Annotated in this window: 25 protein-coding genes, 1 tRNA gene and 1 other RNA gene; 16 read left to right on the top strand and 11 right to left on the bottom strand. The window is 67.1% G+C overall.

Annotation, left to right across the window (positions count from 1 at the left end; translation table 11 throughout):
- Positions 1–18: 18 nt before the first annotated feature.
- Together CJ177_RS18985 and ffs are read right to left on the bottom strand one after the other, a co-directional pair.
- Positions 19–1,317 (bottom strand): aminotransferase class I/II-fold pyridoxal phosphate-dependent enzyme, encoded by a 1,299-nt coding sequence (locus CJ177_RS18985; protein ID WP_095868357.1) that lies wholly within the window; start codon positions 1,315–1,317, stop codon positions 19–21.
- A gap of 43 nt (positions 1,318–1,360) precedes the next feature.
- Positions 1,361–1,455: signal recognition particle sRNA small type (gene ffs / locus CJ177_RS18990), an RNA gene on the bottom strand.
- Positions 1,456–1,580: 125 nt separating this feature from the next.
- Here ffs and CJ177_RS18995 point away from each other — a divergent pair.
- From CJ177_RS18995 to CJ177_RS19010, 4 genes are all read left to right on the top strand, one after another.
- Positions 1,581–2,075 carry a DUF3558 family protein gene (locus CJ177_RS18995; RefSeq protein WP_005248694.1) on the top strand — a complete coding sequence of 165 codons (495 nt, stop codon included), beginning with the start codon at positions 1,581–1,583 and terminating at the stop codon, positions 2,073–2,075.
- 59 nt (positions 2,076–2,134) lie between these two features.
- A tRNA-Ser gene (locus CJ177_RS19000) sits at positions 2,135–2,222 on the top strand.
- A 189-nt stretch (positions 2,223–2,411) separates the two neighbouring features.
- The gene (locus tag CJ177_RS19005) at positions 2,412–3,371 is read left to right on the top strand and encodes an alpha/beta hydrolase family protein (protein ID WP_061699954.1); all 960 of its coding nucleotides are present in this window, start codon (positions 2,412–2,414) and stop codon (positions 3,369–3,371) included.
- 84 nt (positions 3,372–3,455) lie between these two features.
- Positions 3,456–4,139 carry a YoaK family protein gene (locus CJ177_RS19010; RefSeq protein ID WP_061041132.1) on the top strand — a complete coding sequence of 228 codons (684 nt, stop codon included), beginning with the start codon at positions 3,456–3,458 and terminating at the stop codon, positions 4,137–4,139.
- Here the strand turns inward: CJ177_RS19010 and CJ177_RS19015 are convergent.
- Entirely contained in the window at positions 4,114–4,629 is a 516-nt protein-coding gene (locus tag CJ177_RS19015; protein ID WP_005248698.1) for a hypothetical protein, read from the bottom strand. The genes CJ177_RS19010 and CJ177_RS19015 overlap by 26 nt on opposite strands.
- 155 nt (positions 4,630–4,784) lie before the next feature.
- Here CJ177_RS19015 and CJ177_RS19020 point away from each other — a divergent pair, with 155 nt between their 5' ends.
- Genes CJ177_RS19020 through CJ177_RS19030 form a run of 3 tightly spaced genes read left to right on the top strand, consistent with a single transcriptional unit; the run spans position 4,785 to position 7,728 of the window.
- Positions 4,785–5,594 carry a helix-turn-helix domain-containing protein gene (locus tag CJ177_RS19020; protein ID WP_025431685.1) on the top strand — a complete coding sequence of 270 codons (810 nt, stop codon included), beginning with the start codon at positions 4,785–4,787 and terminating at the stop codon, positions 5,592–5,594.
- Entirely contained in the window at positions 5,591–6,151 is a 561-nt protein-coding gene (locus tag CJ177_RS19025; RefSeq protein WP_061041131.1) for a TIGR03086 family metal-binding protein, read from the top strand. The genes CJ177_RS19020 and CJ177_RS19025 overlap by 4 nt, the downstream gene beginning before the upstream one ends.
- Before the next feature lie 38 nt (positions 6,152–6,189).
- On the top strand, positions 6,190–7,728 hold the full coding sequence (locus CJ177_RS19030) for a metallophosphoesterase (protein ID WP_095868358.1): 1,539 nt from the start codon (positions 6,190–6,192) through the stop codon (positions 7,726–7,728).
- On the opposite strand, the gene CJ177_RS19035 is transcribed toward CJ177_RS19030, so the two are convergent.
- The gene (locus CJ177_RS19035) at positions 7,718–8,299 is read right to left on the bottom strand and encodes a TetR/AcrR family transcriptional regulator (protein ID WP_095868359.1); all 582 of its coding nucleotides are present in this window, start codon (positions 8,297–8,299) and stop codon (positions 7,718–7,720) included. The two genes, CJ177_RS19030 and CJ177_RS19035, sit on opposite strands and share 11 nt — an antisense overlap.
- Before the next feature lie 53 nt (positions 8,300–8,352).
- Here CJ177_RS19035 and CJ177_RS19040 point away from each other — a divergent pair, with 53 nt between their 5' ends.
- Positions 8,353–9,021: a 1-acyl-sn-glycerol-3-phosphate acyltransferase gene (locus CJ177_RS19040; RefSeq protein WP_095868360.1), complete on the top strand. Its 669-nt coding sequence runs from the start codon at positions 8,353–8,355 to the stop codon at positions 9,019–9,021.
- Here the strand turns inward: CJ177_RS19040 and CJ177_RS19045 are convergent.
- The gene (locus tag CJ177_RS19045) at positions 8,963–9,586 is read right to left on the bottom strand and encodes a TetR/AcrR family transcriptional regulator (protein WP_095868361.1); all 624 of its coding nucleotides are present in this window, start codon (positions 9,584–9,586) and stop codon (positions 8,963–8,965) included. The two genes, CJ177_RS19040 and CJ177_RS19045, sit on opposite strands and share 59 nt — an antisense overlap.
- An 84-nt stretch (positions 9,587–9,670) precedes the next feature.
- Between CJ177_RS19045 and CJ177_RS19050 the strand changes: the two genes are divergently transcribed.
- From CJ177_RS19050 to gluQRS, 3 genes are all read left to right on the top strand, one after another.
- Entirely contained in the window at positions 9,671–10,249 is a 579-nt protein-coding gene (locus tag CJ177_RS19050) for a dihydrofolate reductase family protein (protein WP_005248710.1), read from the top strand.
- Positions 10,250–10,328: 79 nt separating this feature from the next.
- Positions 10,329–10,940: a TetR/AcrR family transcriptional regulator gene (locus CJ177_RS19055; protein WP_005248711.1), complete on the top strand. Its 612-nt coding sequence runs from the start codon at positions 10,329–10,331 to the stop codon at positions 10,938–10,940.
- Between the two features lie 11 nt (positions 10,941–10,951).
- On the top strand, positions 10,952–11,908 hold the full coding sequence (gene gluQRS / locus CJ177_RS19060; protein WP_095868362.1) for a tRNA glutamyl-Q(34) synthetase GluQRS: 957 nt from the start codon (positions 10,952–10,954) through the stop codon (positions 11,906–11,908).
- On the opposite strand, the gene CJ177_RS19065 is transcribed toward gluQRS, so the two are convergent.
- Positions 11,877–12,446: a DUF4190 domain-containing protein gene (locus CJ177_RS19065; protein WP_095868363.1), complete on the bottom strand. Its 570-nt coding sequence runs from the start codon at positions 12,444–12,446 to the stop codon at positions 11,877–11,879. The genes gluQRS and CJ177_RS19065 overlap by 32 nt on opposite strands.
- A gap of 207 nt (positions 12,447–12,653) precedes the next feature.
- Here CJ177_RS19065 and CJ177_RS19070 point away from each other — a divergent pair, with 207 nt between their 5' ends.
- The 3 genes from CJ177_RS19070 (at position 12,654) to CJ177_RS19080 (ending at position 15,291) form a co-directional block, all read left to right on the top strand.
- Positions 12,654–13,649: a hypothetical protein gene (locus CJ177_RS19070; RefSeq protein ID WP_231914259.1), complete on the top strand. Its 996-nt coding sequence runs from the start codon at positions 12,654–12,656 to the stop codon at positions 13,647–13,649.
- A 159-nt stretch (positions 13,650–13,808) separates the two neighbouring features.
- Positions 13,809–14,444, top strand: coding sequence for an RDD family protein (locus CJ177_RS19075; RefSeq protein ID WP_061041124.1), 636 nt, complete (start codon positions 13,809–13,811; stop codon positions 14,442–14,444).
- 118 nt (positions 14,445–14,562) lie between these two features.
- Positions 14,563–15,291, top strand: coding sequence for a queuosine precursor transporter (locus tag CJ177_RS19080; RefSeq protein ID WP_005248717.1), 729 nt, complete (start codon positions 14,563–14,565; stop codon positions 15,289–15,291).
- Positions 15,292–15,334: 43 nt separating this feature from the next.
- Here the strand turns inward: CJ177_RS19080 and tgt are convergent, their stop codons facing one another.
- Positions 15,335–16,579: a tRNA guanosine(34) transglycosylase Tgt gene (gene tgt, locus CJ177_RS19085; RefSeq protein WP_061699959.1), complete on the bottom strand. Its 1,245-nt coding sequence runs from the start codon at positions 16,577–16,579 to the stop codon at positions 15,335–15,337.
- Positions 16,580–16,685: 106 nt separating this feature from the next.
- Between tgt and CJ177_RS19090 the strand changes: the two genes are divergently transcribed.
- Positions 16,686–18,569 (top strand): sulfatase-like hydrolase/transferase, encoded by a 1,884-nt coding sequence (locus CJ177_RS19090; protein WP_061699960.1) that lies wholly within the window; start codon positions 16,686–16,688, stop codon positions 18,567–18,569.
- 5 nt (positions 18,570–18,574) lie between these two features.
- The gene (locus tag CJ177_RS19095; protein WP_095868364.1) at positions 18,575–19,816 is read left to right on the top strand and encodes a hypothetical protein; all 1,242 of its coding nucleotides are present in this window, start codon (positions 18,575–18,577) and stop codon (positions 19,814–19,816) included.
- A 42-nt stretch (positions 19,817–19,858) separates the two neighbouring features.
- Here CJ177_RS19095 and CJ177_RS19100 read toward each other — a convergent pair whose 3' ends face one another.
- The 4 genes from CJ177_RS19100 to CJ177_RS19115 all read right to left on the bottom strand — a co-directional run bounded on the left by CJ177_RS19100 (position 19,859) and on the right by CJ177_RS19115 (position 26,713).
- Positions 19,859–21,835, bottom strand: a complete 1,977-nt coding sequence (locus tag CJ177_RS19100; protein ID WP_095868365.1) for an ABC transporter ATP-binding protein — start codon at positions 21,833–21,835, stop codon at positions 19,859–19,861.
- Positions 21,832–23,565, bottom strand: coding sequence for an ABC transporter ATP-binding protein (locus tag CJ177_RS19105; RefSeq protein ID WP_005248728.1), 1,734 nt, complete (start codon positions 23,563–23,565; stop codon positions 21,832–21,834). The genes CJ177_RS19100 and CJ177_RS19105 overlap by 4 nt, the downstream gene beginning before the upstream one ends.
- 146 nt (positions 23,566–23,711) lie before the next feature.
- Entirely contained in the window at positions 23,712–26,060 is a 2,349-nt protein-coding gene (locus tag CJ177_RS19110; RefSeq protein WP_095868366.1) for an MMPL family transporter, read from the bottom strand.
- Between the two features lie 50 nt (positions 26,061–26,110).
- Complete coding sequence (locus tag CJ177_RS19115; RefSeq protein ID WP_005253325.1) at positions 26,111–26,713, bottom strand: TetR/AcrR family transcriptional regulator; 603 nt, start codon at positions 26,711–26,713, stop codon at positions 26,111–26,113.
- Positions 26,714–26,783 lie beyond the last annotated feature (70 nt).

Consider the following 26,783-nt stretch of genomic DNA (forward strand, 5'->3'; position numbering starts at 1 on the left):
GCGGCCGGACGTCGTCTACTAGGACTTCGGCAGGTCCAGGCGTGATTCGGTGGCCGCGAGCAGCACGCATGTCGCGACACCGTTCATCGACTTGTCCAGATCCTCCATCGAGGGGAAGCTCGGCGCGAGCCGGATGTTCTTGTCCTCGGGGTCGACGCCGTACGGGAACGCCGATCCGGCGGCGGTGAGCGCGATCCCCGCGTCCTTCGCCAGAGCGATGACGCGCTTCGCGGTGCCCTCGACGACGTCCAGGCTGATGAAGTATCCGCCCTTGGGCTCCGTCCACGACGCCACCTTCGACGCCCCGAGACGATCCTCGAGGATCTTCAGGACGAGCGCGAATTTCGGCGCCAGGATCTCGCGGTGCTTCTCCATGTGGGCGCGCACGCCCTCGGCGTCACCGAAGAACCGAAGGTGCCGCAGCTGGTTCAGCTTGTCGGGACCGATACTCTTCTTACCGAGGTATTTCTGATACCAGGCCAGGTTCGCGGTCGAGGAACCGAAGAAGCTGACGCCCGCACCGGCGAACGTGATCTTCGACGTCGACGCGAACACGAGCGGCCGGTTGGGGTTACCCGCCTCCGCGGCCATCCCGAGGACGTCCAGCGACGGCGCCGTCTCGCCGACGAGCGGGTGGACGGCGTAGGCGTTGTCCCAGAACAACCGGAAGTCGGGGGCGGCGGTCGGCATCGACGCCAGCGTCCGCGTGACCTCTTCCGAGTACACCGCGCCCGTGGGGTTGGAGTAGTTGGGAACGGCCCACAGACCCTTGATCTGCGGATCGTTCGCCACCAGCTCGGAGATGACGCCGACGTCGGGGCCGTCCGGGCGCATCGGCACCGGGATCATCTCGATGCCGTAGGTCTCGGTGATCCCGAAGTGGCGGTCGTAACCGGGCGCCGGGCACAGGAACTTGACCTTCTCCTCCTGCGACCACGGGCGCGGGGAGTCGGGGGTGCCGTGCAGCAGGGCGAACACGACGTTGTCGTGCATGATCTCGAGGCTGGCGTTGTTGCCGGCGAGCAGGTTCTCGACAGGGATGCCGAGCAGTTCACCGAAGATGGCGCGCAGCTCCGGCAGTCCGGTGAGCCCGCCGTAGTTGCGGGTGTCGGTGCCGTTGCCGTCGCGGAAGTCGCCGTCACCGGGCAGTGTCAGCAGCGCCGCCGACAGATCCAGCTGCTCGGGCGAGGGCTTGCCGCGAGTGAGGTCGAGCGTGAGCTTCTCGGTCTTCAGCTGCGCGTAACTCGCAGTCTGGCGCTCGTGCTCCGAAAGTAGTTCCTCATGGCTCATCAACCCGATCTGGGTCTGGTTGGTCATCAGGAGCGGCCTCTCACCGACGTCGTGGGTCGGGTATGCGAAAGATAGGGGACCCCGCGCACCCGGCAGAGCCCGTTGACCCTTGCTGCCTTCCGGCCCTGGGGGAGTTCACAGGATGCGCGCCGCGCGGGATCCACCACAGAGTGTAGACGGCCCCGAGCCGTGGTCGGGATCCACCCCGGCCCGGACCCGATGCCGCACCTCTGACCACGGCCAGTGCTACCGTCGCCCCCGCATTCGGCCACCGTCGGCAAAGGATCGGGATGAAACTCAGAAGGACAGCACACGCGGTGACACTCGCCGCCGCCGTGGCAGCACTGTCGGCGTGCGGCGGAGGCAGCGACGACGCAGCCACCTCGGACGCGGTGAGCTGGGACGCGGCCGAGCCGTGCACGCTCGCGGACGATGCGACGCTCGCACCGCTTCTCACGGCAGGCGCCGGCGAGGGCACCGCCACCGACAGTCCCGAACGTCGCGCCTGCACGTGGGGCAAGCCCGAGGCGCTGAACACCGTGACGATCACCACTACGAGCGCGCCGGAACCGGTCGACCCACTGCGCACCATCGACGTCGGCGGACTCGAGGGGCGCGCGCTCGCCGAGAGCAAGTACCAGTGCATCCTCGAGGTCACGACCGATGCGGGCACCCTGTCGATCGAGACCAAATTCGGTCTCGACGCCACCGCGAACCCGGACACGTCCTGCGACCGGTCCGTCCCCCTCGCCGAGCATGCCCTCACCCAGCTGAAGTGGGCCTAGAACGGGCGGCTACCTGGTCGTTTAACGGTGAGCCGCCGTCGTTGGGTATGCTCCTCCACGGAGGATTCGCCTAGTGGCCTATGGCGCTCGCCTGGAACGCGGGTTGGGTTAACGCCCTCAGGGGTTCAAATCCCCTATCCTCCGCCACAGGAACCCCTGTGAACTGCTGAGAAGCGGTTCGTAGGGGTTCCTTTTTTCTGTCTCCGAGCGACGACCGACCGGCTGTCCGAGCCGAAAGTCCTGGCCACAGCAGGCGCAACCCGTTATCTTCCTGTTATCGTCTGCGGTGCAGCGTTCGCTGTGCTGTGTGTCGATTCGAGATAAAAGGACATTCGTATGGCGATTCGTCGCACCCGCGCACTGATCGTGGGCCTGGTCGCAGTGTTGGCATCGGGCCTCGTGTCCGTATTGGCCGGAACCGGCGTCGCCCACGCCGACTCGGCCCTGATCTCGGTGTATTCACCGTCGATGGACAAGGACATTCCCGTCAAGGTGCTCAAGGCCGCGGGCGGTGGTCCCGCGCCCACCCTGTACCTGCTCGACGGTCTGCGGGCACCGGACGACAACAACGGCTGGCTGATCGAGACCGACGTGGAGAGTTTCTTCGCCGGCAAGCACGTCAACGTGGTCATCCCGTTCGGCGGCGGCGGCACCTTCTACTCCGACTGGCAGCGCGACGACCCGAAGCTCGGCCGCGTCAAGTGGGAGACGTTCCTGACCAATGAGCTGCCCCCGGTGATGGCTTCTCAATTCGGCAGCGACGGGGTGAACAACGCGGTCGCGGGTCTGTCGATGAGCGGCACCTCCGCGTTGAACCTCGCCACGCACCGCCCCGACTTCTACAAGGCGGTCGCGTCCTACAGCGGATACCCGACGGCCAGCTCGCCCGGCTTCGCGCAGGGCATCCAGGTCTCCGTCGCCCAGATGGGCGGCAACGCGCTGAACATGTGGGGCTTCTGGCCGTCGGCTGGGTGGCTTCGCAACGACCCGCTGCTCAACGTCGGCGCGCTGCGCGGCAAGTCCGTCTACATCTCGTCCGGCGCAGGCTCGACGGCGAGCGATCCGACCGTCGACCCGGACAGCGCTTCGTTCGACCCGGTGAAGTTCTCGCAGACGGTCCCCCTCGAGACCGCCTCCGGTCTGAGCAGCAAGGTTTTCGTGCCCGCGGTGCAGCGCGCCGGCGCCAAGCTGCAGACCCACATCACCGACGACGGTCTCCACACGTGGAACTACTGGCAGGACCGCTTGCACGAGTCCTGGGCCAACACGCTGGCGCCCGCCCTCGGGACGTCCTGAGCCAGGCGTCGTGATCGCCTGACCTACGCCACAGTGGCCCCCGATCTCCGGATCGGGGGCCACTGTCGTCGGCTGCGGTGTTTGATGTGGGGTGTGCCGATCGACGACAGCAAGCGGATGCTCGCGCTGGCGGTGGTGCTGTCCACGCTGGCCGGTTACGTCGACGCGCTGGGATTCATCACGCTCGGCGGGTTCTTCGTCGCGTTCATGAGCGGCAATCTCACCCGGTTCAGTGTCGGGTTCGCGGACGCCGCGTGGGCGCACGCGGCGACTGCTGCCGCGGTGATCGGGATGTTCGTCCTCGGCTGCGCCCTGGGTGCCGTGGTCGTGCACCTGTCCGAGCGACGGCGCCTGCCCGTCCGGACGACGGTGCTCGCGGTCGTGTCGGGACTGCTCATCGCGGGCGCGGTGGCCGCGACCGTCGGGGCGAGCACGGTGGCCGTCGGCGCGATGCTGCTCGCGATGGGCGCCGAGAACTCCTTCTTCCAGCGCGACGGCGAGGTGACCATCGGTCTCACCTACATGACGGGCGCGCTCGTGAAGATGGGGCATCGACTGGCCGGGGCACTGTTCGGTGGGCCGCGGTGGGCGTGGCTACGACATTTCGCGTTGTGGGCCGGCCTGGTGGTGGGCGCGGTGACGGGCGCCCTCGCGCACCACTGGATCGGGCTGGACGCCCTGTGGTTCGCTGCCGTCCTGTCGGCAGCGCTGACCGTCACCGTCCACCTGAGGATCGACCGCGCTACTCGCCGCCCGCAGTTGTCGTGACCGGGTTGCCTGCGGAGTCGAGGGTCCACCACACGCTGCCGACTGCCTGCCCGAATGCGTCCCCGGGTTCGTTGTCGTCCTTGTAGCGGTACACGGGGCGGCCGTTCACGGTGAGCTGATGGGTGCCGTCCGGCGCCGGGATCGTGTCGATGACCACTTCCTGCAGCCCCTGAACCGTCGGGTTCTCGGTGACCGACGTGACCGGTGGCCACGACTGCAGGCAGGTGTCCCGGCACGAACTGGCGCCGGAGCCGACCTCGTCGTTGTCGTACACGTAGACCGTCATGCCACCGTCGTCGACCATCACCTCGCCGAGCGTCGTCGGTCCCATCTTCAGGACTGGTGTGCCGGGCGCGGCGGGCGGGGACGTCGGCGTCGGAGACACCGGGGCGTTGCCGCCCGTATCGCCGGAATCGGTGCTGTCGTAGGCGCAACTCGAGAAGGTCAGGCTGACGGCGGCGATCGCTGCCAGCGCCCATGTTCGTCTCATGGAGTCCTCGTTCTCTGTGACGGCGAAGTGGCGGGCCTCCGGGGAACCTCTGCGGACCCGTGCATACAGTTCACCTCGAGTTGCGTGCCGGTGCGGGCACTTCGGGCGATGTGACCGGCCCGCACGTGTCGGTCTCCGTGATTAGGCTCCTGTGCATGGGCTGGTACACGCCGACCTCACCGTCGCCCGACCTCACCGACACCCTGGTGTGCGGGTGGTCCGCGCGGACACAGGGCGAGCATCTGCTGGTGCCGGACGCGTGCATGGACATCCTGTGGATCCGGGGTGTGGGAATCCGCGTGTGCGGTCCCGAAACCACGGCGTGGTCTTTCGCGCTGCCGCCGGGCACCGAATCCGTCGGCGTCCGCTTCCGCCCCGGCGCCGCCTCGCATCTGCTGCGGACGTCGGCGGCCGAGGTCCGCAACATCCGGGTCGGTCTCGGGGACGTGCTCGGGTCCACGTGGGAACGGAAACTGACCGACCGGCTCGACAACGCTCCCGGCTACGCGGAACGAATCGCCCTGTTCGAGAACGCCGTGCGCGCGTGGCGAACCCGCGGACCGGAAGCCGACCCGCTGATCGGCACCGTCCGGCAGGCCCTCGCCCGGCACTCGTGGAACGTGGGCGCGCTCGCCGACGCCGCCTCGGTCACCGAGCGGCAACTGCAGCGGCGATGCAACGACGCGTTCGGATACGGGCCCGCGACCCTCCGCGGAATCCTGCGGCTGCAACGGTTCATGGCGCTGGCGCAGTCGGGCACGCGGACCGGACTCGCCGAACTCGCCGCCACCGCCGGCTACAGCGACCAGGCGCACCTGTCGCGGGAATGCCGGCGAATCTCCTCGCTCACCCCGTCCGACCTCCTCGCCAGTGAGGCCCCCGACTGGCACGGAACGGAATCTGTGGTCGATGTCGGAAATGTTCAAGCCCTCGGACGCCGGACGGGAGAAGAATCGGCAGCATGACCTCGACAACCGAAACCCCCGCAGCCCACTACCGCGATCTCGCCGCGAAGTTCACGAAGCGAGTCGAATCCGTGCCCGCCGAACGCTGGGACGACGCGTCCCCGTGTGACGGCTGGACGGCCCGCGACGTCGTGCGGCACGTGATCGACACGCAGCGCTACATCGTCACCGTCGTCGATCTGGAACTGCCGGAGCCGCCGTCCGTCGACGAAGACCCGGTTGCCGCGTGGGCGGCCACGCGCGATGGCATGCAGGAGATCCTGAACGACCCGGCTCTCGTGAGCCGCGAGTACGACGGGCACTTCGGCCGCACCGACCTCGGCAAGACCATCGACAGCTTCTACTGCTTCGACCTGGTAGTCCACGGCTGGGATCTGGCCCGGGCCACCGGCCTCGACGAGACCATCCCCGCCGGCGACCTGACCTGGGTGGGCGGCGTGGCGGAGCAGATGGGCGAAAGCATCCGCACGGCCGGAGTGTGCGGCCCCGCCGTGGACGTCCCCGCGGACGTCGACGAGCAGACCAGGGTCCTGGCCTTCCTCGGCCGCAAGGCCTGACCCGAGCGCCTGCCCGGTCACGCTTGTAACCTCGGGTCATGAGCGTGCCGGGCAGGATCGCCGCGCTGACGGCAGTGTCACTCGCCGCGGCGCTGCTCGGCGGTGACGTGGTCGCGGTGGCCGATCCCGAACCCCGGGGCGCGTCCGGTCTGCCGGCCCATGGCCTCGTCACCTCGGCGCCCCTCGCGTCCGCGGTCATGTTCGCCGGGACCACCGGCGACGCCGCTCCCTCACAGCGTGTTCCGGGTAAGGAGTCGGACGGTACGTCGGCCACCAGCCACCGCTTCGACGAGTACCCGTACATGCGGTACGAGGTCCGGTTCGGTCCGGAGTCCGCAGGCACCGACGTGACCTGGCACGGGCGTTCGGTGAATCTCGACGACCTCGCGATGCACGTGTGGGACGAGGAGGGGCAGAGCTGGGGTGAGCCGGTCGCGACGGCGCAGCCGTCCGAACCGGGCGGTCCGGTCACCCTGACCGCTCGGATCGAGGGCGAGGACTCCGCTCAGATCCTCGTCATCGACGGCCCTCGACAGGATCGGAGTTTCCGCGAGGCCAACGCGACAGCCGATCAGCAGTTCGCCGACCCGAACGCGTACGACTTCGCGCTGCAGCACATCAGCGACACCCAGTACGTGTCCCGGGACCGGCCGGAGGTGTACTTCGACATGACCCGCTGGACCGCCGAGAACGCCGCCGAACGCAAGATCGCCTATTCCATGCACACCGGCGACCTCGTCCAGAGTTGGATTCGTCCGGGAGCACCCGAGTCCCGCGCCCGGCCCGAGTTCGAGGTGGCGGACAAGGCGATGGCGACGCTCGAAGAGGCCGGCATTCCCTACGGCGTCCTGCCCGGCAACCACGACAACCTGTGGAACGTCGGCGGACGACTCATTCCCGGCGAGCACGAGAAGAACCACGCCCTCTACAACGAGTTCTTCGGGCCGTGGCGGTACCGCGACCAGCCGTACTGGGGTGAATCCGTCACCCACACGGACAATTCGGCGCACTACGACCTGCTCGACATCGCCGGCGCGAAATTCCTGATGCTCTACATCGGCTACAACCCGCCCGAACACGTGCTGCAGTGGGCCGAGGACGTGCTCGCCGACCACCCGGACCGCAACGTGGTGATCGGCAGCCACTACTACCTGGACGAGGACGGCTCGCTGCGGATGAGCGGGTTCGGCGACATCGGTAGCAGTGCGGGACAGCAGATCTGGAACAGGCTCGTCGTTCCCTTCGAGACGGTGTTCCTGGTCCTCGCGGGACACGTCGACGGGCAGACGACGGTCACCGACCGGAAGGTGGGCGACACGGACCGGAAGGTCGTGGAGTTGCTCGCCGACTACCAGTACTTCACGGTGGACAGCCGCCGCGAGACCGGGTTCCAGCGACTCCTGCAGTTCGATCTCGACGGCGGAACCCTCGCCGTCACGACGCACTCCCCCACGCTGGACAGCTTCCGGGTGGAGGACTTCGATCCGCAGCGTCGCTACCAGCCGGATGACGGGGACTTCGTCACCGATGTGGAGCTGCGGGCCGACCTGCCGCGCGCCGTCCTGCCTACGCCCTGAGATGTAGGTCGATCAGCTGCGCGACGAAGGCCTCCACATCGACGTCGCCGACGATCACCTCGATGCTGCGGGTGGCGCGGAGGGTCGCCACCCCGTGCAGCTGGGTCCACAGGTTCAACGCGACCACGCGCGGGGTCTCGGCGCCTGCGTCCGCGACGAGTGCGACGACCGTCTCGAACAGGGGTTTCGAGTGTTGCCGCAGGTCCTCTCCCGAACCCTCGAGCAGATCGTGCCGGAACATCAATTCGAACAGGGTGCGGTGGGTGTCGGCGAAGGAGAGGTACTGCCGTGCCGTCCGCCGCACGCGTGCGAGGGGGTCCGCCTCGGACATGATCGTCGACCGGAGCTGTTCGGACAGCTCGGCGAATCCTGATGCGGCGATCGCGGCGAGCAGCGCCTTGTGGGTGGGAAAGTACCGCCGCGGCGCGCCGTGCGAGACACCCGCGCGCCGGGCGACGGCGCGCAGCCCGACGGCGTCGATGCCGTCCTCGTCCAGCAATTCGCGCCCGCAGTCGATCAGCCGCACGCGCAGGGGTTGCACTTCTCCACTCATGTAGACAGTGTCTATCATGACGGGAGTAGACAATGTCTACTCCACTTTGGCGCCCGAGTCAGGAGTTCACCGTGTGGTACTGGATCTTCAAGTACGTGCTGATCGGACCGGTGCTGCGGATCTTCGGGCGGCCCACGATCGACGGCGCGCACCACATCCCGGCGTCGGGTCCGGTGATCCTGGCGAGCAATCACCTCACCGTCGTCGACTCGTTCTTCCTGGTCCTGATGGTGCGCAGGCGCATCACGTTCGTGGCCAAGAGCGAGTACTTCACCGAGGGCGGCGCGAAGGGCCGCGCGAAACGCTGGTTCTTCACCGCGGCCGGCCAGGTGCCGATCGACCGGTCCGGGGCCTCCGCGGCGGAATCCGCACTGAACACCGCGAAGAAGATCCTGGACGACGGCAACGTCTGGGGAATCTACCCCGAGGGCACCCGGTCGCCCGACGGTCGACTCCACAAGGGCAAGACCGGAATCGCCCGGGTCGCGCTCGCGACGGGCGCCCCGGTCGTGCCCGTCGCCATGCACGGCACACGACAGGTCAACCCCGTCGGATCGAGGATGTGGCGGTTCGGCAAGGTGACGGTGACCGTCGGCGAACCACTCGACTTCTCCCGATTCGCCGAACTACGCGACAACCGGCACGTCGTCCGGGCCGCGACGGACGAGCTGATGCACGCCCTCATGACGCTGTCGGGCCAGGAGTACGTGGACGATTACGCACTCGAGCGTCCGGCGTAGCGACGGCACGCGTCACGAGATCGGCGACGAGCCGCTCCGTGTCGACCCCGTCGAGCACGCCGGGCAGCGTCAGGTGCTCGACGATGAGCGCATTCATCGCGAGGTAGAGCATCAGCACGGTGCTGCGATCACCGGGCAGTCCCGATTCGAGGTGAAACCCGATGTCGCGCTCCAGATTCTCGGAGATCGTGCGCGTCAGCGTGGTCCGCAACTCGGGCCGCCGGACCGCTTCGAGTCGCAATTCCTGCAACGCGAGATAGCCCGTCCGATCGCGGGTGATCCTGCCGAACAACCCCTGCATGTACTCGATCGCGAGCTCGAGATTCTGCGGCTTGCGACCGCTTTCCTCGACCACCGAGGGGTCGGGGCCCATGCGTTCGTGAATCCGCTTGCCGACCTGGTCGAACAGGTCGTCGCGGCTGGCGAAGTAGTTGGACGCCGTCCCCTTGGGGACGCTCGCCTCGACGTCGACGGCGCGGAAGGTGAGGCCGCGCGCGCCCTCTCGCGCAAGCACTTCGATCGCCGCGTTCACGAGAGCCGCACGTCGTTCCGGATTCTGCGCCATCGACACTCCTCGAACAAAAGGACTTGCAACCACTGCAGTCATAGTACTACAAATGGAGTAGTTACCGACCACGGGAGGACTCACATGCGAAAGCTCGTCTACTACGCCGCCGCCACCATCGACGGATTCATCGCCGGCGCCGACGGCTCGGACCCCACCGGCACCATCTTCGAGATCGACGGCGATCACATGCCCGTGATGATCGCCGAGTACCCCGAGACGGTTCCCACCCACATGCGGGCACCGCTGGGAATCGACGCCCCCAACAAACATTTCGACACACTGCTCATGGGCCGCGCCAGTTACCAACCCGGCCTCGACCTCGGCGTGACCAGCCCGTACGCGCATCTGCGGCAGTACGTCTTCTCGACCACGATCACCGAGTCGCCCGACCCGGACGTCGAGATCGTCTCGGGCGATCCGATCGAGAAGGTGCGCGAACTCAAGCGGGAGGACGGCAAGGACATCTGGCTGTGCGGCGGCGGCAAGCTCGCCGCCGCCGTGCAGCCCGAGATCGACGAGCTCCGGATCAAGCTCAACCCCGTGGCGATCGGCACCGGCATTCCGCTGTTCGACGGCGAATTCGGCCCTCAGCGGTTCCGGCTGGCCGCGAGCCGCGCGTTCGAGAGCGGGATGATCTTCCTGACGTACGTCCGCCGATAACCGAAGTCACACCCGCCACTCGAGGCAACACGGGCGCCTGACGCAGGTATTGATTCAATACGTCAGTAATGTTCGAGGCATGCGCGAACGCCGATACTCGTCCACCAGCCCCGAACGCCTGGCCGCAGCCCTGTTCGACGTCGCGGCCGAGTCGGGTCTCGAGGGCGCCAGCGTGCGCGAGGTCGCCAAGAGGGCGGGTGTGTCCATCGGAGCCGTCCAGCACCACTTCTCCACGAAGGACGAGATGTTCGCGTTCGCCCTGCGGACCCTCGTCGACACACTGCTCGCCCGACTGTCGGAGGTCGACCGCGGCGGGGATCCCGCCCGGGCCCTGTTCGCCGCGATGTCCCAGTTGCTGCCGCTCGACGAGGCGCGGTCGCGGGAGGCGCACGTCATGGCGGCCTTCGCCGTCCGGGCCGCCACCTCCCCGTCGCTCGCCGAGATCCGGCGCAAGACCCTGTTCACCATCCGCACCGGATTGTCCGCCGTGCTCATCGGGATCGGCACCCCGGAGGCGGAAACCCGTGCGGCGCTTCTCCTCGCCACCGTCGACGGACTCGCCCTCGATGCGATCGGCAGTCCGGCCCTGTACCCGCCCGAGTACCTCGAGCACGCCCTCGACATTCAGATCGGCATGATTCTGCAGGGCGCCGACGTGGTGCCGTCGTCGTCGATCGAATTGGCCAGCTGACCCCTCGGCCGATGTCACATCCATCTCGTCAGAGTGAACCGCTGCCACATCGGGCGGCGGGCGCGGGACGGTTCGCGCCCAGCCCGTCCGGCGACCTGCACCTCGGCAACCTGCGGACGGCCGTGCTGGCGTGGCTGTTCGCCCGGTCCACCGGCCGGCGGTTCCTCATGCGCGTCGAAGACCTCGACCGCGTCCGAGAGGGCGCCCGGGACCGGCAACTGACCGACCTCGCGGAACTCGGCCTCGACTGGGACGGCGACGTCGTGTCGCAGTCGGACCGACTGCCGCGGTACGACGCGGCCATCGCCGAACTCCACGCCGCCGGCCTCACGTACGAGTGCTTCTGCACGAGAAGAGAAATCCAGAAAGCGGCGTCCGCGCCGCACGCACCGCAGGGTGCCTACCCGGGGACGTGCCGCAACCTGACACCGGACGAACGCGCAGACCGGCTCGCCGGCGGACGACCACCCGCGCTGCGCCTGCGCGCCGGCGTCACCTCGTTCACCATCGACGACGTCCTGCACGGAACCTATTCCGGCATGGTGGACGACCTCGTGCTGCGTCGCGGCGACGGCACACCCGCCTACAACCTCGCGGTGGTCGTCGACGACGCCGCCCAGGGAATCGATCAGGTGGTACGCGGCGACGACCTGCTGTCGTCCGCGCCCCGTCAGGCATACCTCGCCGGGCTGCTCGGCTTGACCGCCCCCACCTACGCACACGTCGCGCTCGCACTCAACGAGGACCGCAAACGGCTCGCGAAACGCGACGGCGCCGTCACGCTCACCGACCAGAAAGCGTTGGGACGCACCCCGAGCGACGTCCTCGGAGTGCTGGCGACATCGCTCGGGCTCGCGGAACCGGACGAGGTCGTGGATCTCGGGATACTCCTCGACCGGTTCGACCCGGCCCGCCTGCACCGCGAACCGTGGGTGGTCAGGCTCCCGACGCCGCCGCAATCACCATGATCACGAAGAACAGGATCCAGCCGACGACGTAGGCGCCGCCGATGGCGATTCCGGCGATCGCGAGCCCACGGCCTTCCTGCCCGGACTGCTTGATCTGGCCCAGCGCGATGATGCCCAGGATGATGCCGACGACCGAGCCGACCCCGTAGAAGCATCCGCCGACGATCGACGTGATCAGCGATGCGATCGCGAGACCGTTCGTCCCCAGCGACTGCGGGTAGGGCGCGCCGTACGGGTTCGGTGCGCCGTACTGCGGGGCGGGACCGCCGTATCGGCCCGGCGGCCCGTACTGATCGGGTGCGCCGCCGTACTGGTTGGGTGCGCTGTACTGATTCGGGGCGGCATACGGGTTGGGCGTCCCGTACTGCTGGTTCGGAGCACCGTACTGGTCGCCGCCGTACTGATTCCGATTCGGCGCGGCATACGGATTCGGAGACGTCCCGTAGGCGCCCGGCTGCTGATAGTCGGGGTACTTCTCGGTGGGCGCCGAATAGGTGGGATAACCGGATTCGTCGACCCCGTATCCGTCGCGCGGCAAGCCGGGAACCTCGCCGTAAGTGGGTGGTGTTTGCCCGTTGTACGGATTCGAATCGTCCGATCCCCCAGAATTAGTCACGATAACCAGCGTAAAGCATCAAAACCGCAGGAGAAGAAGCAGACCAAAGGGAGGCGAGTAAAGGATTGTCCACGTAGTGTTTATTCGCACTGTCACGCGCGAGCATTCAACTCTTGCTGAGGGGATCACATGACGACTGGTGGATACGACCCTAACGACAAACCTGAAGGTGGTGACCAGGGCGGATACCCCCCGCAGGGCAATCCTCCACCGCCGCCCGGTGGTTATCCGCCGCCCCCGGGAAATTACCCACCGCCGCCGCAGGGACCGCCGCCCGGCGGATATCCGCCACCGCCGCCCGGCGGAAACTACCCGCCTCCGCCCGGCGGAAACTATCCACCGCCCCCCGGTAATTACCCACCGCCGCCGCCCGGCGGAAATTACCCGCCGCCGCAGGGCAATTACCCGCCACCGCCGCAGGGACCGCCGCCCGGCGGATATCCGCCGCCCCCGCCGATGTCGGATTACGGCACGCCCGGGCAGACGCCGGGGCAGTTCTCCGTGGGCGACGCGATCGGCTACGGCTGGAACAAGTTCAAGGACAACGCGCTCATCTGGATCGGCATCCTGCTGATCGCCGCCGTCATCCAGGTCGTGCTGAACCTCGTCTTCGGCGGCTTCAGCACGTCGTCCGACATGAGCGCGGCGTTCTCGGTATGGCGCATCATCGGCACGATCGTCACGACCATCGTCGGCTACCTGATCAATGCGGCTCTGGTGCGGGGCGCACTGCACGAGGTGGACGGGAACAAGCCGGCGTTCGGTTCGTTCTTCCAGTTCACCAACGTCGGGGCGATCATCATCGCCAGCGTGATCATCGGTGTGGCCGCCACCATCGGTTTCGTCCTGCTCATCATCCCGGGTCTCATCGTGATCTTCCTGACCTGGTGGACGCTGCAGTTCGTCATCGATCAGAACGAGGACGCCATCACCGGCATCAAGTCGAGCTTCCGCGTGATCTCGCAGAACGTCGGCCCGGTGCTGCTGCTGGCCCTGGCCCTCGTCGGCATCAACATCGTCGGTGCAATCCTCTGCGGCGTCGGACTTCTCGTCTCGATCCCGATCACGATCATCGCGTCGACCTATGCGTACCGCGTGCTCACCGGCCGTTACGTCGCTGCCTGACCGACCGCTCCCCACGGGTGAGCGTGCTTCCTGTCCAACGAGGATGGAAGTACGCTCACCCGTTTTGCCACTCACGTCACTCGAGTCACTCCCACCCCTTGCGTAAGGTGCTCAGGCGTCATCCGAGACATTCAGGACTCGAGATTCGAGGGGGAACACATGACTACCGGTGGATTCGATCCAGGCCAGGGACAACAGCCGTTCGGCGGGCAGCAGTACGGGCAACCGCACTACAACGGGGCGGGCCGGCAGCAGCACGGACAGCAGTTCGGCGCACCGCCGCAGTTCGATTCGGCGCAGCAGTTCGGCACCCAGCCGTTCGCGCAGCCGGATTTCGGGTTCGACCCGTCCCGCCCCGGTGAACTTCTTCCCCGCCTGGGCGCACGGGTGATCGACGGCCTGATCGTCGGCATCCCGATGGCCGTGGTCAGCACCGTCCTCGCGCTGGTGCTGGGCAACTTCCTGGGCAGCGTCCTCGGCGCGATCCTCACCGCGGCCGCCGCCGTCGGCTACTTCGTCTTCCTCGAAACGACGAGGGGGCAGACCCTGGGCAAGCAGATTCTGGGCCTGCGCGTCGAGGGCCCGGACGGCGGACTCCCCACCCAGCAGCAGTCGCTGACCAGAAACGGTTTCTACGTCCTGTCCGCGCTCGGCGGGTTCCCGCTCCTCGGGTTCCTGTTCGGACTGCTCGGCGTCGTCGCCGCGATCGTCATCGGGGTGACCATCAACGGCAGCCCCACCAAGCAGGGCAAGCACGACGAACTGGCCGGCGGCACGCGCGTCGTCCAGGGCTAGTCCGGACCTCTCTCTACCGTGCGGGTGAACGTACCTTTCGTCGCGTCAGATCGGACAAAAGGTACGTTCACCCGTTCCTGATTCGCGCCCTTCCGCGTGCAGGTGCTTGGATTGCGGCGTGACAGCCTCAGATCAGCAGACCAAACCAGACGACCACGCGACGTTCGCGCACGTCAGCCGGGGGTACTACCCCACGTTCGTCGCCCTCTTCACCGCGACGCTGCTGATCTCGAATATCTGCGCGACGAAGGGCGTCGCATTCTTCGCCGATTCGTCGCTGACCATCGGACCGCTGCAGATCCTGCCCGTCATCACCGACGGCGGCTTCTTCCTGTTCCCGCTGGCCTACATTCTCGGCGACGTCCTCAGCGAGGTGTACGGGTTCAAGTCGACCCGGCGCGCGATCTACCTGGGCTTCGGCGCCCTGATCCTGGCCGCGTTCTGCTTCTGGCTCCTCATCGAGCTGCCGTCCGCCGACTTCTACGAAAACCAGGAAGCGCTGCGGTCCGTCGTCGGCGTCTACCCGCGACTGCTGCTCGCCGGGCTGGCCGGTTACCTCGTCGGGCAGATGCTGAACTCGGTGACGCTGGTCCTGATCAAGGAGCGCACCAAGGAGAAGCACCTGTGGGCGCGGCTCATCGGTTCCACCATCGTCGGTGAGTTCGCCGACACCCTGATCTTCTGCTCCATCGCCGCAGGCGCGATCGGCATCAGCACGTGGAGCGATTTCGTCAACTACGTGATCGTCGGATTCCTGTGGAAGACCCTCGTCGAGGTGCTGGTCATGCCGATCACATACCGCGTCATCGCCTACGTGAAGAAGCGCGAACCCACCTACCAGCTCTGACCCCCATGTGAGTGGGAAAGTGTGCCCGAGGACGCTTTCCCACTCACGTGCGGTAGAAGCGGCCCAGGGTTTCGGCCTTGAACTCGTCGAAGTAGCCGCCTTCGATGCTGGCGCGGATCTGATCGACCAACCGGACGGTGAAGCGTTCGTTGTGGATGGTGCACAACGTGGACGCCAGCATTTCCTTCGCCTTGAACAAATGGTGAATGTAGGCGCTGGTGTAATTCGCGCAGGTGTAGCAATCGCAGTTCTCGTCGATGGGCGTGAAGTCCCGACGGAAGCGGCTGGTGTTGATGTTGAACCGGCCGTCCGGATGGTAGATCGCGGCGTTGCGCGCCACCCGCGACGGATTCACGCAATCGAACGTGTCGGCGCCGTTCTCGATGGCGACGAAGAAATCGTCCGGCTCGCTGATGCCGAGCATGTGCCGCGGCTTGTGCTCGGGAAGCTCCTCGTTGCACCAGCGGACGATGGTGCCCAGGTTCTGCTTCTCGAGCGCACCGCCGATGCCGTACCCGTCGAAACCGCGGCCGCTCTCCCCCGTGATCGACTCCAGCCCCCGGCACGCCTGCCGCCGCAGGTCCTCGTACTGCGCGCCCTGGACAACCCCGAACAGCGCCTGATACGGGCGATGGGAACGCTCGGCGGTGAGCTTCTCGTGCTCCGCGATGCAGCGCACCGCCCACGCCTGCGTCCGCTCCACCGACCGCTCCTGGTACCCGCGGGTGTTCAGCAGCGTGGTGAGCTCGTCGAACGCGAACATGATGTCGGCGCCGAGCTGGTGCTGGATCTGCATCGACACCTCGGGGGTGAACCGGTGCCGCGACCCGTCCAGGTGCGATTTGAACGTGACACCGTCGTCGTCGACAGTCGCGAGGCGTTCCTTGCCCTTCGCGATGACGTCGTCGGAGCGCACCCCGACGGCTTCCATCGCGAGGACCTTCTTGAACCCGACGCCCAGCGACATGACCTGGAATCCGCCGCTGTCGGTGAACGTCGGGCCGTCCCAGTTCATGAACTTGCCCAGACCGCCGGCCTCGTCGACGATGTCCGGCCCGGGCTGCAGGTACAGGTGGTACGCGTTGGCGAGCAGCGACTGCGCGCCCAACTCCTTCATGCTCTCCGGCAGCACCGCCTTGACGGTGGCCTTGGTGCCGACGGCCACGAACGACGGCGTCGCGATGTCGCCGTGCGGGGTGTGAATGGTTCCGGTGCGGCCCAGCTGCCCGTCGAGTCGGGTGCCGACGGTGAAGAACGGATCGGGCGGGGTCGGGACTACGGCATTCACGGGTGTATCCAATCACGGGCGACATTTCCGCCGACACATCACTACTTCGTTCGAAAGTGGGTACAGAGAGTGAGACGATCCCATCCCTTCGACCGGAGGAACCGCCATGACCGACGAGAAGGCCGGCCATCCGATCGACAGGCGAACGTTTCTCTCGGGTGCGGCGGTCGCCGGCGGGGTGACCGTGATGTCGAGCCTCTTCGACCGTCGGGCGGACGCGTCGGAGAAACCGCTGCACCGTCAGCCCAGCAATTACGTGCAGCCCAACATCGTGTTCATCGTCGTCGACGAGATGCGGTTTCCCCAGGTCTTTCCGGCGGGGATCACCACTGCCGACCAGTTCCTGCAGCGGTTCATGCCCAACCTGTACACGCTGTGGGCGCCCGGGGTGAAATTCACGCAGCACTACACGGCCGGGGTGGCATGCAGCCCCGGCCGTGCCTGTTTCGTCACCGGTCTCTATCCGCTGCAGAACTGGATGCTGCAGACGCGGACCGGCAATCGGGCCTCCCCCGTCCCGTCGCCCGCGATGGGCCGGGACTTTCCGACGTACGGCAAGCTGCTGCGGCAGGCCGGGTACGTCACGCCGTACGTCGGCAAATGGCATCTGTCGCCGTCCCCCGACGAGGACTCCGGGCTCGCCCCCGGCTACCTCGAGGAGTACGGGTTCGACGGACTGACGATGCCCGACATCATCGGAATGAACGGTGAGGGATTCGAATTCGACGGGCACATCGCCGACCAGGCCGCGGCGTGGTTGTCGACGCGGAAACCCGGGGACGGCCCGTTCTGCCTCACGGCGAGCTTCGTCAATCCCCACGACCAGCAGTTCTTCTGGGCCGGAACGGAAGCGGAACGGTATCAGTCGCTGTACGCGAACAACGTTCCCCCGCTCAGCCCCGCCCGGGCCTGGTCGGTGACCACCGCCGAGAGCGACCCTCCGCGGCTGGGTTATCCGTCCGTGCCGCCCAACTGGGAACCCGAGAAGGCATTGCAGTCGAAACCGAGCACCCAGGTGTTCGCCCGGGAGTTCCAGGCCCTGGTCTGGGGCGGCGTAACCGACGACACCCAGAATCTGTCGAACTACTACCTCCAGCCCTACGGTCAGGGCACCGATCCCGACCGACACATCGCGTTCGCGCCGTACACGTACTGGGAGCGGGCCCTGGACAGTTACACCAACGTGCTGTCGATGGTCGATCACCACATCGGCACGGTGATCAACTCGCTGCCGGAAGACGTCGCGGCGAACACCGTCTTCGTCATGACGTCCGATCACGGCGAATACGCCGGGGCGCACGGCTTCGTCGCAGGCAAACTGTCCACCGCCTACGACGAGGCCTTCCACATCCCGCTGATCGTCGCCGACCCGACCGGGCGATTCACCGGCGACACCGACACCCCGCGCGGCCAGCTCACGTCGAGCGTCGACGTGGTGCCGCTGCTCGCGACACTCGGTCACGGCGACCGGAACTGGATGTCCGGGGACCTGTTCGCCACCTATGCCGAACGCGTCGACCTCATGCCGTTGCTGCGGAGCAACGCCGCGGCCGGTCGCGACCACGTCGTCCTCGCCACCAACGAGCACGCACCGCAGGGGGTCAACTGGAACAACTCCCCCACCCACATCTACGTGCTGCGCACCCCCGAGGCGAAGGTCGCGGTGTATTCGAAGTGGCTGGGACCCACCGCCTACGTCGACCCGGCCTCGTTCCAGTACGAGTTCTACGACTACGCCACCGAACGCGGCCGGGCGGAACTCGACAACACCTTCGATCACGACCCGCGCGGTCCGGCCATGGCCGCCCAGCTGATGACCCAGTACCTGCCGACGCAGCTCGCCGCGCCGCTACCCCCGGCGTTCGCACAGCAGGGTGCCGACGCGATGGCGCGCTACCTCGCCTACATCCAGCTGATCAACCGGTACACCCCGGGTGAGATCGACCGCGAGGGCATCGAGAAGCTGACCGCGTTCGGGGAGGTGTTCTGACGGCCATGGCAGGGAAAGTCGTTGCCGCCGTGTGTCTCCTGCTGCTGTGGTCGGGCGCGGCGTCGGTCGCGTCCGCGCAGCCCGCTCCGACGGCGCAGTGCGCGTGGCAGTTCATGTCCGACTCGACCGTGCTCGACGTCGCCTTCCCCGACGCCAACGCGACGTACTGGGTGCTGCCCTACGCGTTGGGGCCGGGTGACACCATCGAACTGAGCGGCACCTACCCGGCTGCCCGCTACTTCTCGCTCAACACGTACGGGACGAACTTCGACACCGTCGACACGTTGCGCGACAACCAGATCGGACCCGACCCCGGCAGCGGAAACCCGTTCGCCGACGCCGCCGCCGGTGCCCTGCCCGCCACGCAGAAGCGCTGGCACGCGACGGTCGTGACCGGTCCGGCCGACCACTCCCGCAATCAGATTCAGGCCCTGCCCGCCGGGGCCGACGCGCAGTCCGTACCCGTCGGTTTCCTCATCATCCGGGTGTACGTGCCCGACGACCCGGCATCTCCGACCGGCGGCGTTCCACTACCCGACGTGACACTGACGTTCGGGGGCCGGACGTCGCCGGTGCCGACCTGCGGATCCGAATTCGATCCCTCCGACTACGACAACGGCCCACTCGGACAGGCCGCGGAGGCCGCATTCGACCAGATCATCGCCGGCGCAGCGCCCGGAGCGTTCCCCGGCAACGTACCCGAGGCGACGTTCGTGAACCCCGCGAGCACGTCGGGCCTGTTCCCCAACGGCGACAACAAATATGTCGGAGCAGGACTGACGTACCAGCCCGGACGCATCGTCGTCGTGCAGGGCCGGGCGCCGACGTTCCCCGACACCCGTGCCGGCCAACCCGTCACGGCGCCCGGCCGGCAGGTGCGGTACTGGTCGATGTGCCAGAACGATCAGGTGACGCCGTACCCGGTCGTCGCGTGCGCCGCCGACTTCCAGACACGCACCGACGGCGACGGGAACTACACGTACGTCGTCGCCGCACCGCAGGACGTCCCCGCCCGCGCCGCGTCCGACCCGACCGTCACCGTCATCCCCTGGGGCTCCACCGACGTCGCGAAGAAGGTGCTGTTCCTGCGGTACATGCTGCCGTCCGACGCCTTCTACCCGCAGTCGGTCCAGGCATCGCAGAACCAGCACACCGACCCCGCCACCACCATGGGTCCGTACTACCCGCGGTCCGCCTACTGCGACACCGCCACGTTCCAGGCCGGGGGTGCCGCCGCCTGCCTGTGAGTACTTGTCAACCGCCCGTGGTTGACAAGTACTCACGGGCGGTCACGCACCAGCGCCGACGAACTGGCTGTTGTAGAGGCGGAAGTACGCGCCGCGGGTGAGGAGCAGGTCGTCGTGGCTGCCCTGCTCGACGATGCGACCGTCCTCCATGACGACGATGAGGTCGGCGTCGCGGATGGTCGACAAGCGGTGCGCGATGACGAAACTCGTGCGATCACTGCGCAGGACCGCAGTCGCGTGCTGCACCAGCAACTCGGTGCGGGTGTCGACGGAACTGGTCGCCTCGTCGAGGATCAGGATCGACGGCTGCGAGATGAACGCGCGGGCAATGGTGATCAGCTGCTTCTCACCGGCACTGATGTTGCTGCCCTCTTCGTCGATGACGGTGTCGTAGCCGTCGGGCAGCGAGTGGACGAACCGGTCGACGTAGCTGATCCGCGCGGCCGCCTGGATCTCCTCCTCGGTGGCGTCGGGACGTCCGTACGCGATGTTGTCGCGGATGGTGCCGCCGAACAGCCACGCATCCTGCAACACCATGCCGATGCGGGACCGCAGGTCGTCGCGCGACATCTCGGCGATGTCGACGCCGTCGAGGAGGATCTTGCCGCCGTCGAGTTCGTAGAACCGCAGGATCAGGTTGACGAGTGTGGTCTTGCCGGCGCCGGTGGGCCCGACGATGGCGACCATCTGACCGGGTTCCGCCACCAGCGACAGGTTCTCGATCAGCGGCTTCTCCGGCGAGTAACTGAACGACACGTCCGAGAACTCCACCCGGCCGAACGTATGGACGCGACCCGCATCACGGGGCTCCGCCGGTGTGGGAGCTTCGGTGAGGTCGGGCTCCTCCTCGTCCTCGTCGAGGATGGCGAACACCCGCTCGGCGGACGCCACACCCGACTGCATGAGGTTGACCATCGCCCCGATCTGGGTGAGGGGCTGGGTGAACTGGCGCGAGTACTGGATGAACGCCTGCACGTCGCCGAGGCTCATCGTGCCGGATGCCACCCGCATGCCGCCGAGCACTGCGATGGCCACGAAGTTGAGGTTTCCGAGGAACATGATCGCGGGCATGATCAGGCCCGAGATGAACTGGGCCCGGTAGCTGGCCTGGTAGAGCGCCTCGTTCTGCTCCTCGAACCGGGCCTCCACCTCACGGCTACGGCCGAACACGGTGACCAGTTCGTGGCCCGTGTACGCCTCCTCCACGTGAGAGTTGAGCGCTCCCGTCGACTTCCACTGCGACACGAAATGGGTCTTGGACCGTTTCGCGATCTGCGCCGTCACCAGGATCGACAGCGGCACCGTCAGCACCGCGATCAACGCGAGCAGCGGCGAGATGACGATCATCATCACGAGGATGCCGATCACCGTCATCGCCGACACGATCAGCTGGCTCATCGTCTGCTGCAACGACTGCGAGACGTTGTCGATGTCGTTGGTGACCCGGCTCAGCAGGTCGCCGCGGGAGTGGGAGTCGAAGTAGCGCAGCGGAAGTCGGTGGATCTTCCGTTCGACCTCGGCGCGCAGGTTCTTCACGACGCCCTGCACGATGATGTTCAGCAGGAAACCCGACAGCCACATGAACACCGACGACCCCAGGTACAGGGCCAGCACGATCGCCAGCACCCGGCCGAGCGCACTGAAGTCGATACCGACACCGGGCACGACGGCCATGCCGGACACCATGTCGGCGAACGTGTTCTGCCCGTCGGCCCGCAGTGCGGCGACGGCCTGATCCTTCGACATCCCGGCGGGCAACTGCGCGCCGATGATGCCGTCGAAGATCAGGTTCGTGCCCTGACCGAGCATGCGCGGCGCGATCGAGGTGAGCACCACCGACACGGCAGCGACCAGGAGAACGATGCCGACGGCGATCCGGTGGGGACGCAGCCGCCTCAGCAGCCGCTTGGTGGACGGCCACAGGTCGTTCGGCTTGGCCCCCGGGGCACCCGGAGCGACCGGTCCCGGAATACGGGGGCCGGCGGGCCTTTCGGCAGTGGTGGTTGCGCGATCGCTCATAGTGCTTCCTGGACCGATCGTTGGGATTCGACGATCTCGACGTAACACGGACACGTCTCGAGCAGTTGGTCGTGCGTGCCGATCCCGACCACCGCGCCGTCCTCGAGGACCACGATCTGCTCGGCCTCCACGATCGTCGAGACACGTTGGGCGACGACGATGACGCACGCGTCCGAAGTCTCGGGTTTGAGCGCCGCACGCAGCCGGGCGTCGGTGGTGAGGTCGAGGGCGGAGAAGGAGTCGTCGAACAGGTAGATCGACGGGCGACGGACCAGTGCCCGCGCAATGGCGAGTCGCTGTCGCTGACCGCCGGATACGGTCGTGCCGCCCTGCGAGATCGGGGTGTCGAGACCCTCGGGCATCGCGCGGACGAAATCGGCGGCCTGCGCGATCTCCAGAGCCCGCCACAGTTCGTCGTCGGTGGCATCGGGCTTGCCGTACCGGAGGTTGGTGGCGACCGTGCCCGAGAACAGGTACGGCCGCTGCGGAACGAGTCCGATTCCGGACCGCAGGACGTCGAGGTCGATGCGACGCACATCCGTGTCGGACACGGTGACCGAACCCGACGTGGCGTCGATGAGGCGCGGGATCAGGGACAGCAGCGTCGTCTTACCGGAGCCGGTGCCGCCGATGATCGCGGTGGTCTTGCCCGGTTCGGCGCGGAAGCTGATGTCGCGCAACACCGGTTCGTCGGCGCCGGGGAACTTGAACTGGGCGTCGCGCAGTTCCACCACACCGGGGTTCTCCAGCACGGTGACCGCATCGACCGGCGGCACGACGGTGGAATCCGTGTCGAGCACCTCGCCGATACGTTCGGCGCAGACCGTGGCGCGGGGGGCCATCATCGCGATGAACGACGCCATCATCACCGACATCAGGATCTGCATGATGTAGCTGAGCATCGCGGTGAGCGAGCCGACCTGCATGGTGCCGCTGTTGATCTCGTGGCCGCCGAACCAGATGACGGCGACACTGGTGATGTTCGCGATGACCATCACCAGGGGGAACATCACCGCCGTCAGCCTGCCGACCCGCAGTGCGGTCTGGGTGAGCTGCTCGTTCGCGTCGCCGAACCGCGCCACCTCGGAGCGCTCACGGACGAACGCCCGCACCACACGGATACCGGTGATCTGCTCACGCAGCACCCGGTTGACCCCGTCGATGCGGGTCTGCATCTCCCGGAACGCGGGCACCATCCGCGAAATCACGAACCCCATCGACAGCGCGAGAACCGGCACGGTGACCGCCAGGATCCAGGCGAGCCCGGCGTCCTCCCGGATCGACATCACGACACCGCCGACGCACATGATCGGCGCCATCACGAGGATCGTGCAGCTCATCACGACGAGCATCTGCACCTGCTGCACGTCGTTGGTGTTGCGGGTGATCAGGGACGGCGCGCCGAAGCGGCCGAATTCGCGGGACGAGAAGCTCCCGACCTGATGCATCACGGCGCGGCGCACGTCGCGCCCGAAACCCATTGCGGCGCGGGCACCGAAGAACACCGAACCGATCGAGCAGATGATCTGCACGACGGTGACGAGCAGCATCATGACACCCGTGGACAGGATGTATCCGGTGTCGCCCTTGGTGACGCCGTTGTCGATGAGATCGGCGTTCAGGCTGGGCAGGTACAGGGCGGCCGCGGTCGCGACCAGCTGGAACAGGACGACCGCCGTCAGTTCCCGCTTGTACGGGCGGAGGTACGTGGTGAGCAGGGCATTCAACATGGGCAGCGATCCTGGCGGGTCATCATTATGTCCGAAGGTTACCAACAGAAACGACCGCAGGCCCGCGGATTTTCGGGGGGCCTACGGCCCCGTGAGTGGTTGACGAGTCCAGAGACTCCTCAACCACTCACGGGCGGCGGAGCCGCCTACCGGACGGGCTGCAGCGGCTCGTCCGCGTCGTGCAGGACCTTCTTCAGCTTCTCGCCCTCGATGTCGACGTTGGGCAGGATCTTGTCCAGCCACTTCGGCAGCCACCACGCCTTGTCGCCGAGCAGTGCCATCACGGACGGGATGATCACCATGCGCACGACGAAGGCGTCGAAGAACACGGCCGCCGCCAGGGCGAAACCGATCGACTTGATGAACGAGTTCGGCTCGGCGATGAAGGCCGCGAACACCGAAATCATGATGACCGCGGCGGCGCTGACCACCCGGGCACCGTGGTTGAAGCCGACGGTGACGGCCTGCTTCGCCGTCGCGCCGTGGACGTATTCCTCCCGCATCCGGGTCACCAGGAACACCTGGTAGTCCATCGCGAGACCGAACACGACGCCGATCAGGAAGATCGGCATGAAGCTGACGATCGGCTGCGGGTTGGAGATGATGCCGCCCCAGCCCTCCTGGAACACCGCGACCGTGGCACCGAACGTGGCCGCGACGCTGAGGAGGAAGCCGAGTGTGGCCGTCAGCGGCACGAGCACCGAGCGGAACACCAGCAGCAGCAGGAGGAAGGCCAGGCCCACGACCACCGCGAGGTACGGGATCAGCGCGTCCTGCAGCGTCTCGGACACGTCGCCTTCGAGCGCGGTCTGCCCGGTCACGCCGTAGTTGACGCCGATCGAGTCGTGCAGATCTGCCTCCGCACCGCGGATGTTGTTCACCAGGTCCATCGTCGCCGGATCGCTGGGGGCGCTGCTCGGCGTCACCAGGATCTGCGCGGTGTCACCGGCCTTGTTCATGCCGACGACCTGCGCGTTGGCCACGTCGTCCTGCGCGGTGATGGTCTTCACGACCTCACCGAACGCCGCCGACGGCGTGCCGGTGGTGACGTCCTTGGCGTCGACGACGACGAGCAGCGGACCGTTCTTGCCGGGGCCGAAGCCTTCGCTCACGAGGTCGTAGGCCTGCCGGGAGCTGGTGGCGGGGTCGCCGGTGCCCTCGCTGGGCAGGGCCAGGCTCAGACCGGTCGCGGGGATCGCGAGCGCCCCGAGCACCACCACTCCGGCGATCAGTGGAATCGCGGGCCGGCGGACCACGGCGCTGATGTACCGCAGCGCCAGGCTCGGCTTGCCCTCGTCGTCCTCGAGGTCACGACTGCTGAGGAACGGGATCTTGCCCGCGAAGGCCTTCTTCCCGAACAGCCCGAGGATCGCGGGCAGGAGCGTCAACGCGATCGAGACGGCGATGAACACCGTGAACGCGGCGGCCGCACCCATGTCGGAGAGGAACGGGATCCCGACGACGCGGAGCGCGATCAGGGCGATGATCACCGTGAGACCGGCGAACACCACGGCGGAACCGGCGGTGCCGACGGCACGCCCGGCCGCTTCCGAGCGGTCGTCCGTGAGGGTGAGTTCGTGCCGGAACCGGGACACGATGAACAGCGAGTAGTCGATGGCGACGGCCAGGCCGATCATGATGGCCAGCGTGGGTGTCATCGAGCTGAGGTCGGTGAAGCCGGTGGCGACGGTGATCCCGAGGCTGCCGATCATGATGCCGATGATCGCGGTGATCAACGGCAGACCCGCGGCGACCAGTGAACCGAATGTCAGCGCGAGCACGACAGCGGCCACGCCGATACCGACGAGTTCGGTGGCGCCGCCGGGCGGTTCGGCTTCGTTGGCGGCGGAACCACTGATCTCGACGGTCAGTCCGGCGTTGCGGCCGGCGTCGGCAGCGGCCGAGATCTGGTCGCGCAGGGCCTGGTCGACGTCGCCCATGCTGCCCTTGAACGGCACCTCGACGTAGCCGACGGTCTTGTCGGCGTCGAGCGGGGACAGCGCCTGCGCGTTCGCGACGGCAGCCTCTTCACCGATTCCCTTGTCGGCCGCGGACGACTTCGCCATCTCGACGAGCTGCTCGTTCGCCGTGACGGGGTTGACCAGCGCCTTCGCGGCGTCGGCGCCCGAGGCGGTGGCGGGATCGACCTTGGCGGCGTCCTGGACCTGGTCGATGCCGCGCACCTTGGCGAGCACCGCGTCCATCGCCTGCTGACTCTGCTCGCTCTCGAGGGTCTGCCCCTCGGGAGCGGCGAACACGTAACGCGCGCTGACGGCGTTCATCGGGTCGCTGCCCGCGGCCTCGGGGAACCGTTCGGCCATCAGGTCCTGCGCCTGCTGCGCGGGGGTGCCCGGGATGGAGAACGAGTCCTTCGTGGGCCCGGACAGCGTTGCCGCCCCGATGCCCATGAGGACCAGGATCACCAACCAGACGCTGAGGACCGCACCTTTTCGCCGGTAGGCGAATCTGCCGATCCGATAGAGATAGGTGGCCACGAGAGGCTCCTTCTGAGTCGGTGGAACGAAGAGTGATTCGGGGCAGCCGGCTACGGCTGCGGGATTCCCTGACGGAGTTGGCGCATGGCGTCGCGGACCAGTTCTTCGGGTCCGCTCGCACCGGACTTGCCGCTCATCCACAGGTCGAGCGACGCCTTGCACGCCGATCCGACCGCCAGGTGCAGCAGGTTGGGGTAGAGGTCGGTGTCGATGTTCGTGCCTGTGCGTTCGGCGATCACTTCACCGACCAGACGGGTGACGCGCAGGTGCACTTCGAGTTTCTTCGCGAGCAGCGCGGGGCTGGTCTCGACGAGTTCCATCATCACCGCGGTCTCTTCGAGCGGTTTCGCCGGATCGGTGACGATCTGGACCACCACGTGCTCGAGGGAATCCCAGATCGGCTCGTCCTCGGGACGGGCGCGGAGCAGGTCCACCCAGTCGTGGACGGACTGCTCGAAGTGCGCGAGTACCGCCTCCTCCTTGCTGGAGAAGTAGTTGTGGAACGTCCGAGTCGAGACTCCCGCCTCGGACGCGATGGCGTCGGCAGTGACGCATTCGATGCCCAGCGCGCGGGCCAGGCGTGCGGCGGCGCCGCTGAGGGCTGCACGCGTGGCGGCCTTCTTGCGGTCCCGCAGTCCGATTTCCGAAATCACTACTCCAACGGTACAGAACTTGCAGAGCTCTGCAAATTTGCGTGACAGTGCAACTTTTATGTTCTTGCCC

It is taken from the genome of Rhodococcus sp. ACPA1, from assembly GCF_002300195.1.
In the GTDB taxonomy this organism is placed as follows: Bacteria; Actinomycetota; Actinomycetes; order Mycobacteriales; family Mycobacteriaceae; genus Rhodococcus_F; species Rhodococcus_F opacus.

Bases quoted from the DNA above. Each gene is read 5' to 3' on its own strand.
- CJ177_RS19020 (WP_025431685.1), top strand. From the start codon at position 4,785: ATGGGCTGGTACACGCCGACCTCACCGTCGCCCGACCTCACCGACACC.
- CJ177_RS19100 (WP_095868365.1), bottom strand. From the start codon at position 21,835: ATGAGCGATCGCGCAACCACCACTGCCGAAAGGCCCGCCGGCCCCCGT.
- CJ177_RS19005 (WP_061699954.1), top strand. From the start codon at position 2,412: ATGGCGATTCGTCGCACCCGCGCACTGATCGTGGGCCTGGTCGCAGTG.
- CJ177_RS19090 (WP_061699960.1), top strand. From the start codon at position 16,686: ATGACCGACGAGAAGGCCGGCCATCCGATCGACAGGCGAACGTTTCTC.
- CJ177_RS19105 (WP_005248728.1), bottom strand. From the start codon at position 23,565: ATGTTGAATGCCCTGCTCACCACGTACCTCCGCCCGTACAAGCGGGAA.
- CJ177_RS19010 (WP_061041132.1), top strand. From the start codon at position 3,456: ATGTGGGGTGTGCCGATCGACGACAGCAAGCGGATGCTCGCGCTGGCG.
- CJ177_RS19095 (WP_095868364.1), top strand. From the start codon at position 18,575: ATGGCAGGGAAAGTCGTTGCCGCCGTGTGTCTCCTGCTGCTGTGGTCG.
- CJ177_RS19045 (WP_095868361.1), bottom strand. From the start codon at position 9,586: ATGGCGCAGAATCCGGAACGACGTGCGGCTCTCGTGAACGCGGCGATC.
- CJ177_RS19075 (WP_061041124.1), top strand. From the start codon at position 13,809: ATGACTACCGGTGGATTCGATCCAGGCCAGGGACAACAGCCGTTCGGC.
- CJ177_RS19055 (WP_005248711.1), top strand. From the start codon at position 10,329: ATGCGCGAACGCCGATACTCGTCCACCAGCCCCGAACGCCTGGCCGCA.
- CJ177_RS19025 (WP_061041131.1), top strand. From the start codon at position 5,591: ATGACCTCGACAACCGAAACCCCCGCAGCCCACTACCGCGATCTCGCC.
- CJ177_RS18985 (WP_095868357.1), bottom strand. From the start codon at position 1,317: ATGACCAACCAGACCCAGATCGGGTTGATGAGCCATGAGGAACTACTT.
- CJ177_RS19070 (WP_231914259.1), top strand. From the start codon at position 12,654: ATGACGACTGGTGGATACGACCCTAACGACAAACCTGAAGGTGGTGAC.
- CJ177_RS19050 (WP_005248710.1), top strand. From the start codon at position 9,671: ATGCGAAAGCTCGTCTACTACGCCGCCGCCACCATCGACGGATTCATC.
- CJ177_RS19015 (WP_005248698.1), bottom strand. From the start codon at position 4,629: ATGAGACGAACATGGGCGCTGGCAGCGATCGCCGCCGTCAGCCTGACC.
- CJ177_RS18995 (WP_005248694.1), top strand. From the start codon at position 1,581: ATGAAACTCAGAAGGACAGCACACGCGGTGACACTCGCCGCCGCCGTG.
- CJ177_RS19030 (WP_095868358.1), top strand. From the start codon at position 6,190: ATGAGCGTGCCGGGCAGGATCGCCGCGCTGACGGCAGTGTCACTCGCC.
- CJ177_RS19035 (WP_095868359.1), bottom strand. From the start codon at position 8,299: ATGATAGACACTGTCTACATGAGTGGAGAAGTGCAACCCCTGCGCGTG.
- gluQRS (WP_095868362.1), top strand. From the start codon at position 10,952: ATGTCACATCCATCTCGTCAGAGTGAACCGCTGCCACATCGGGCGGCG.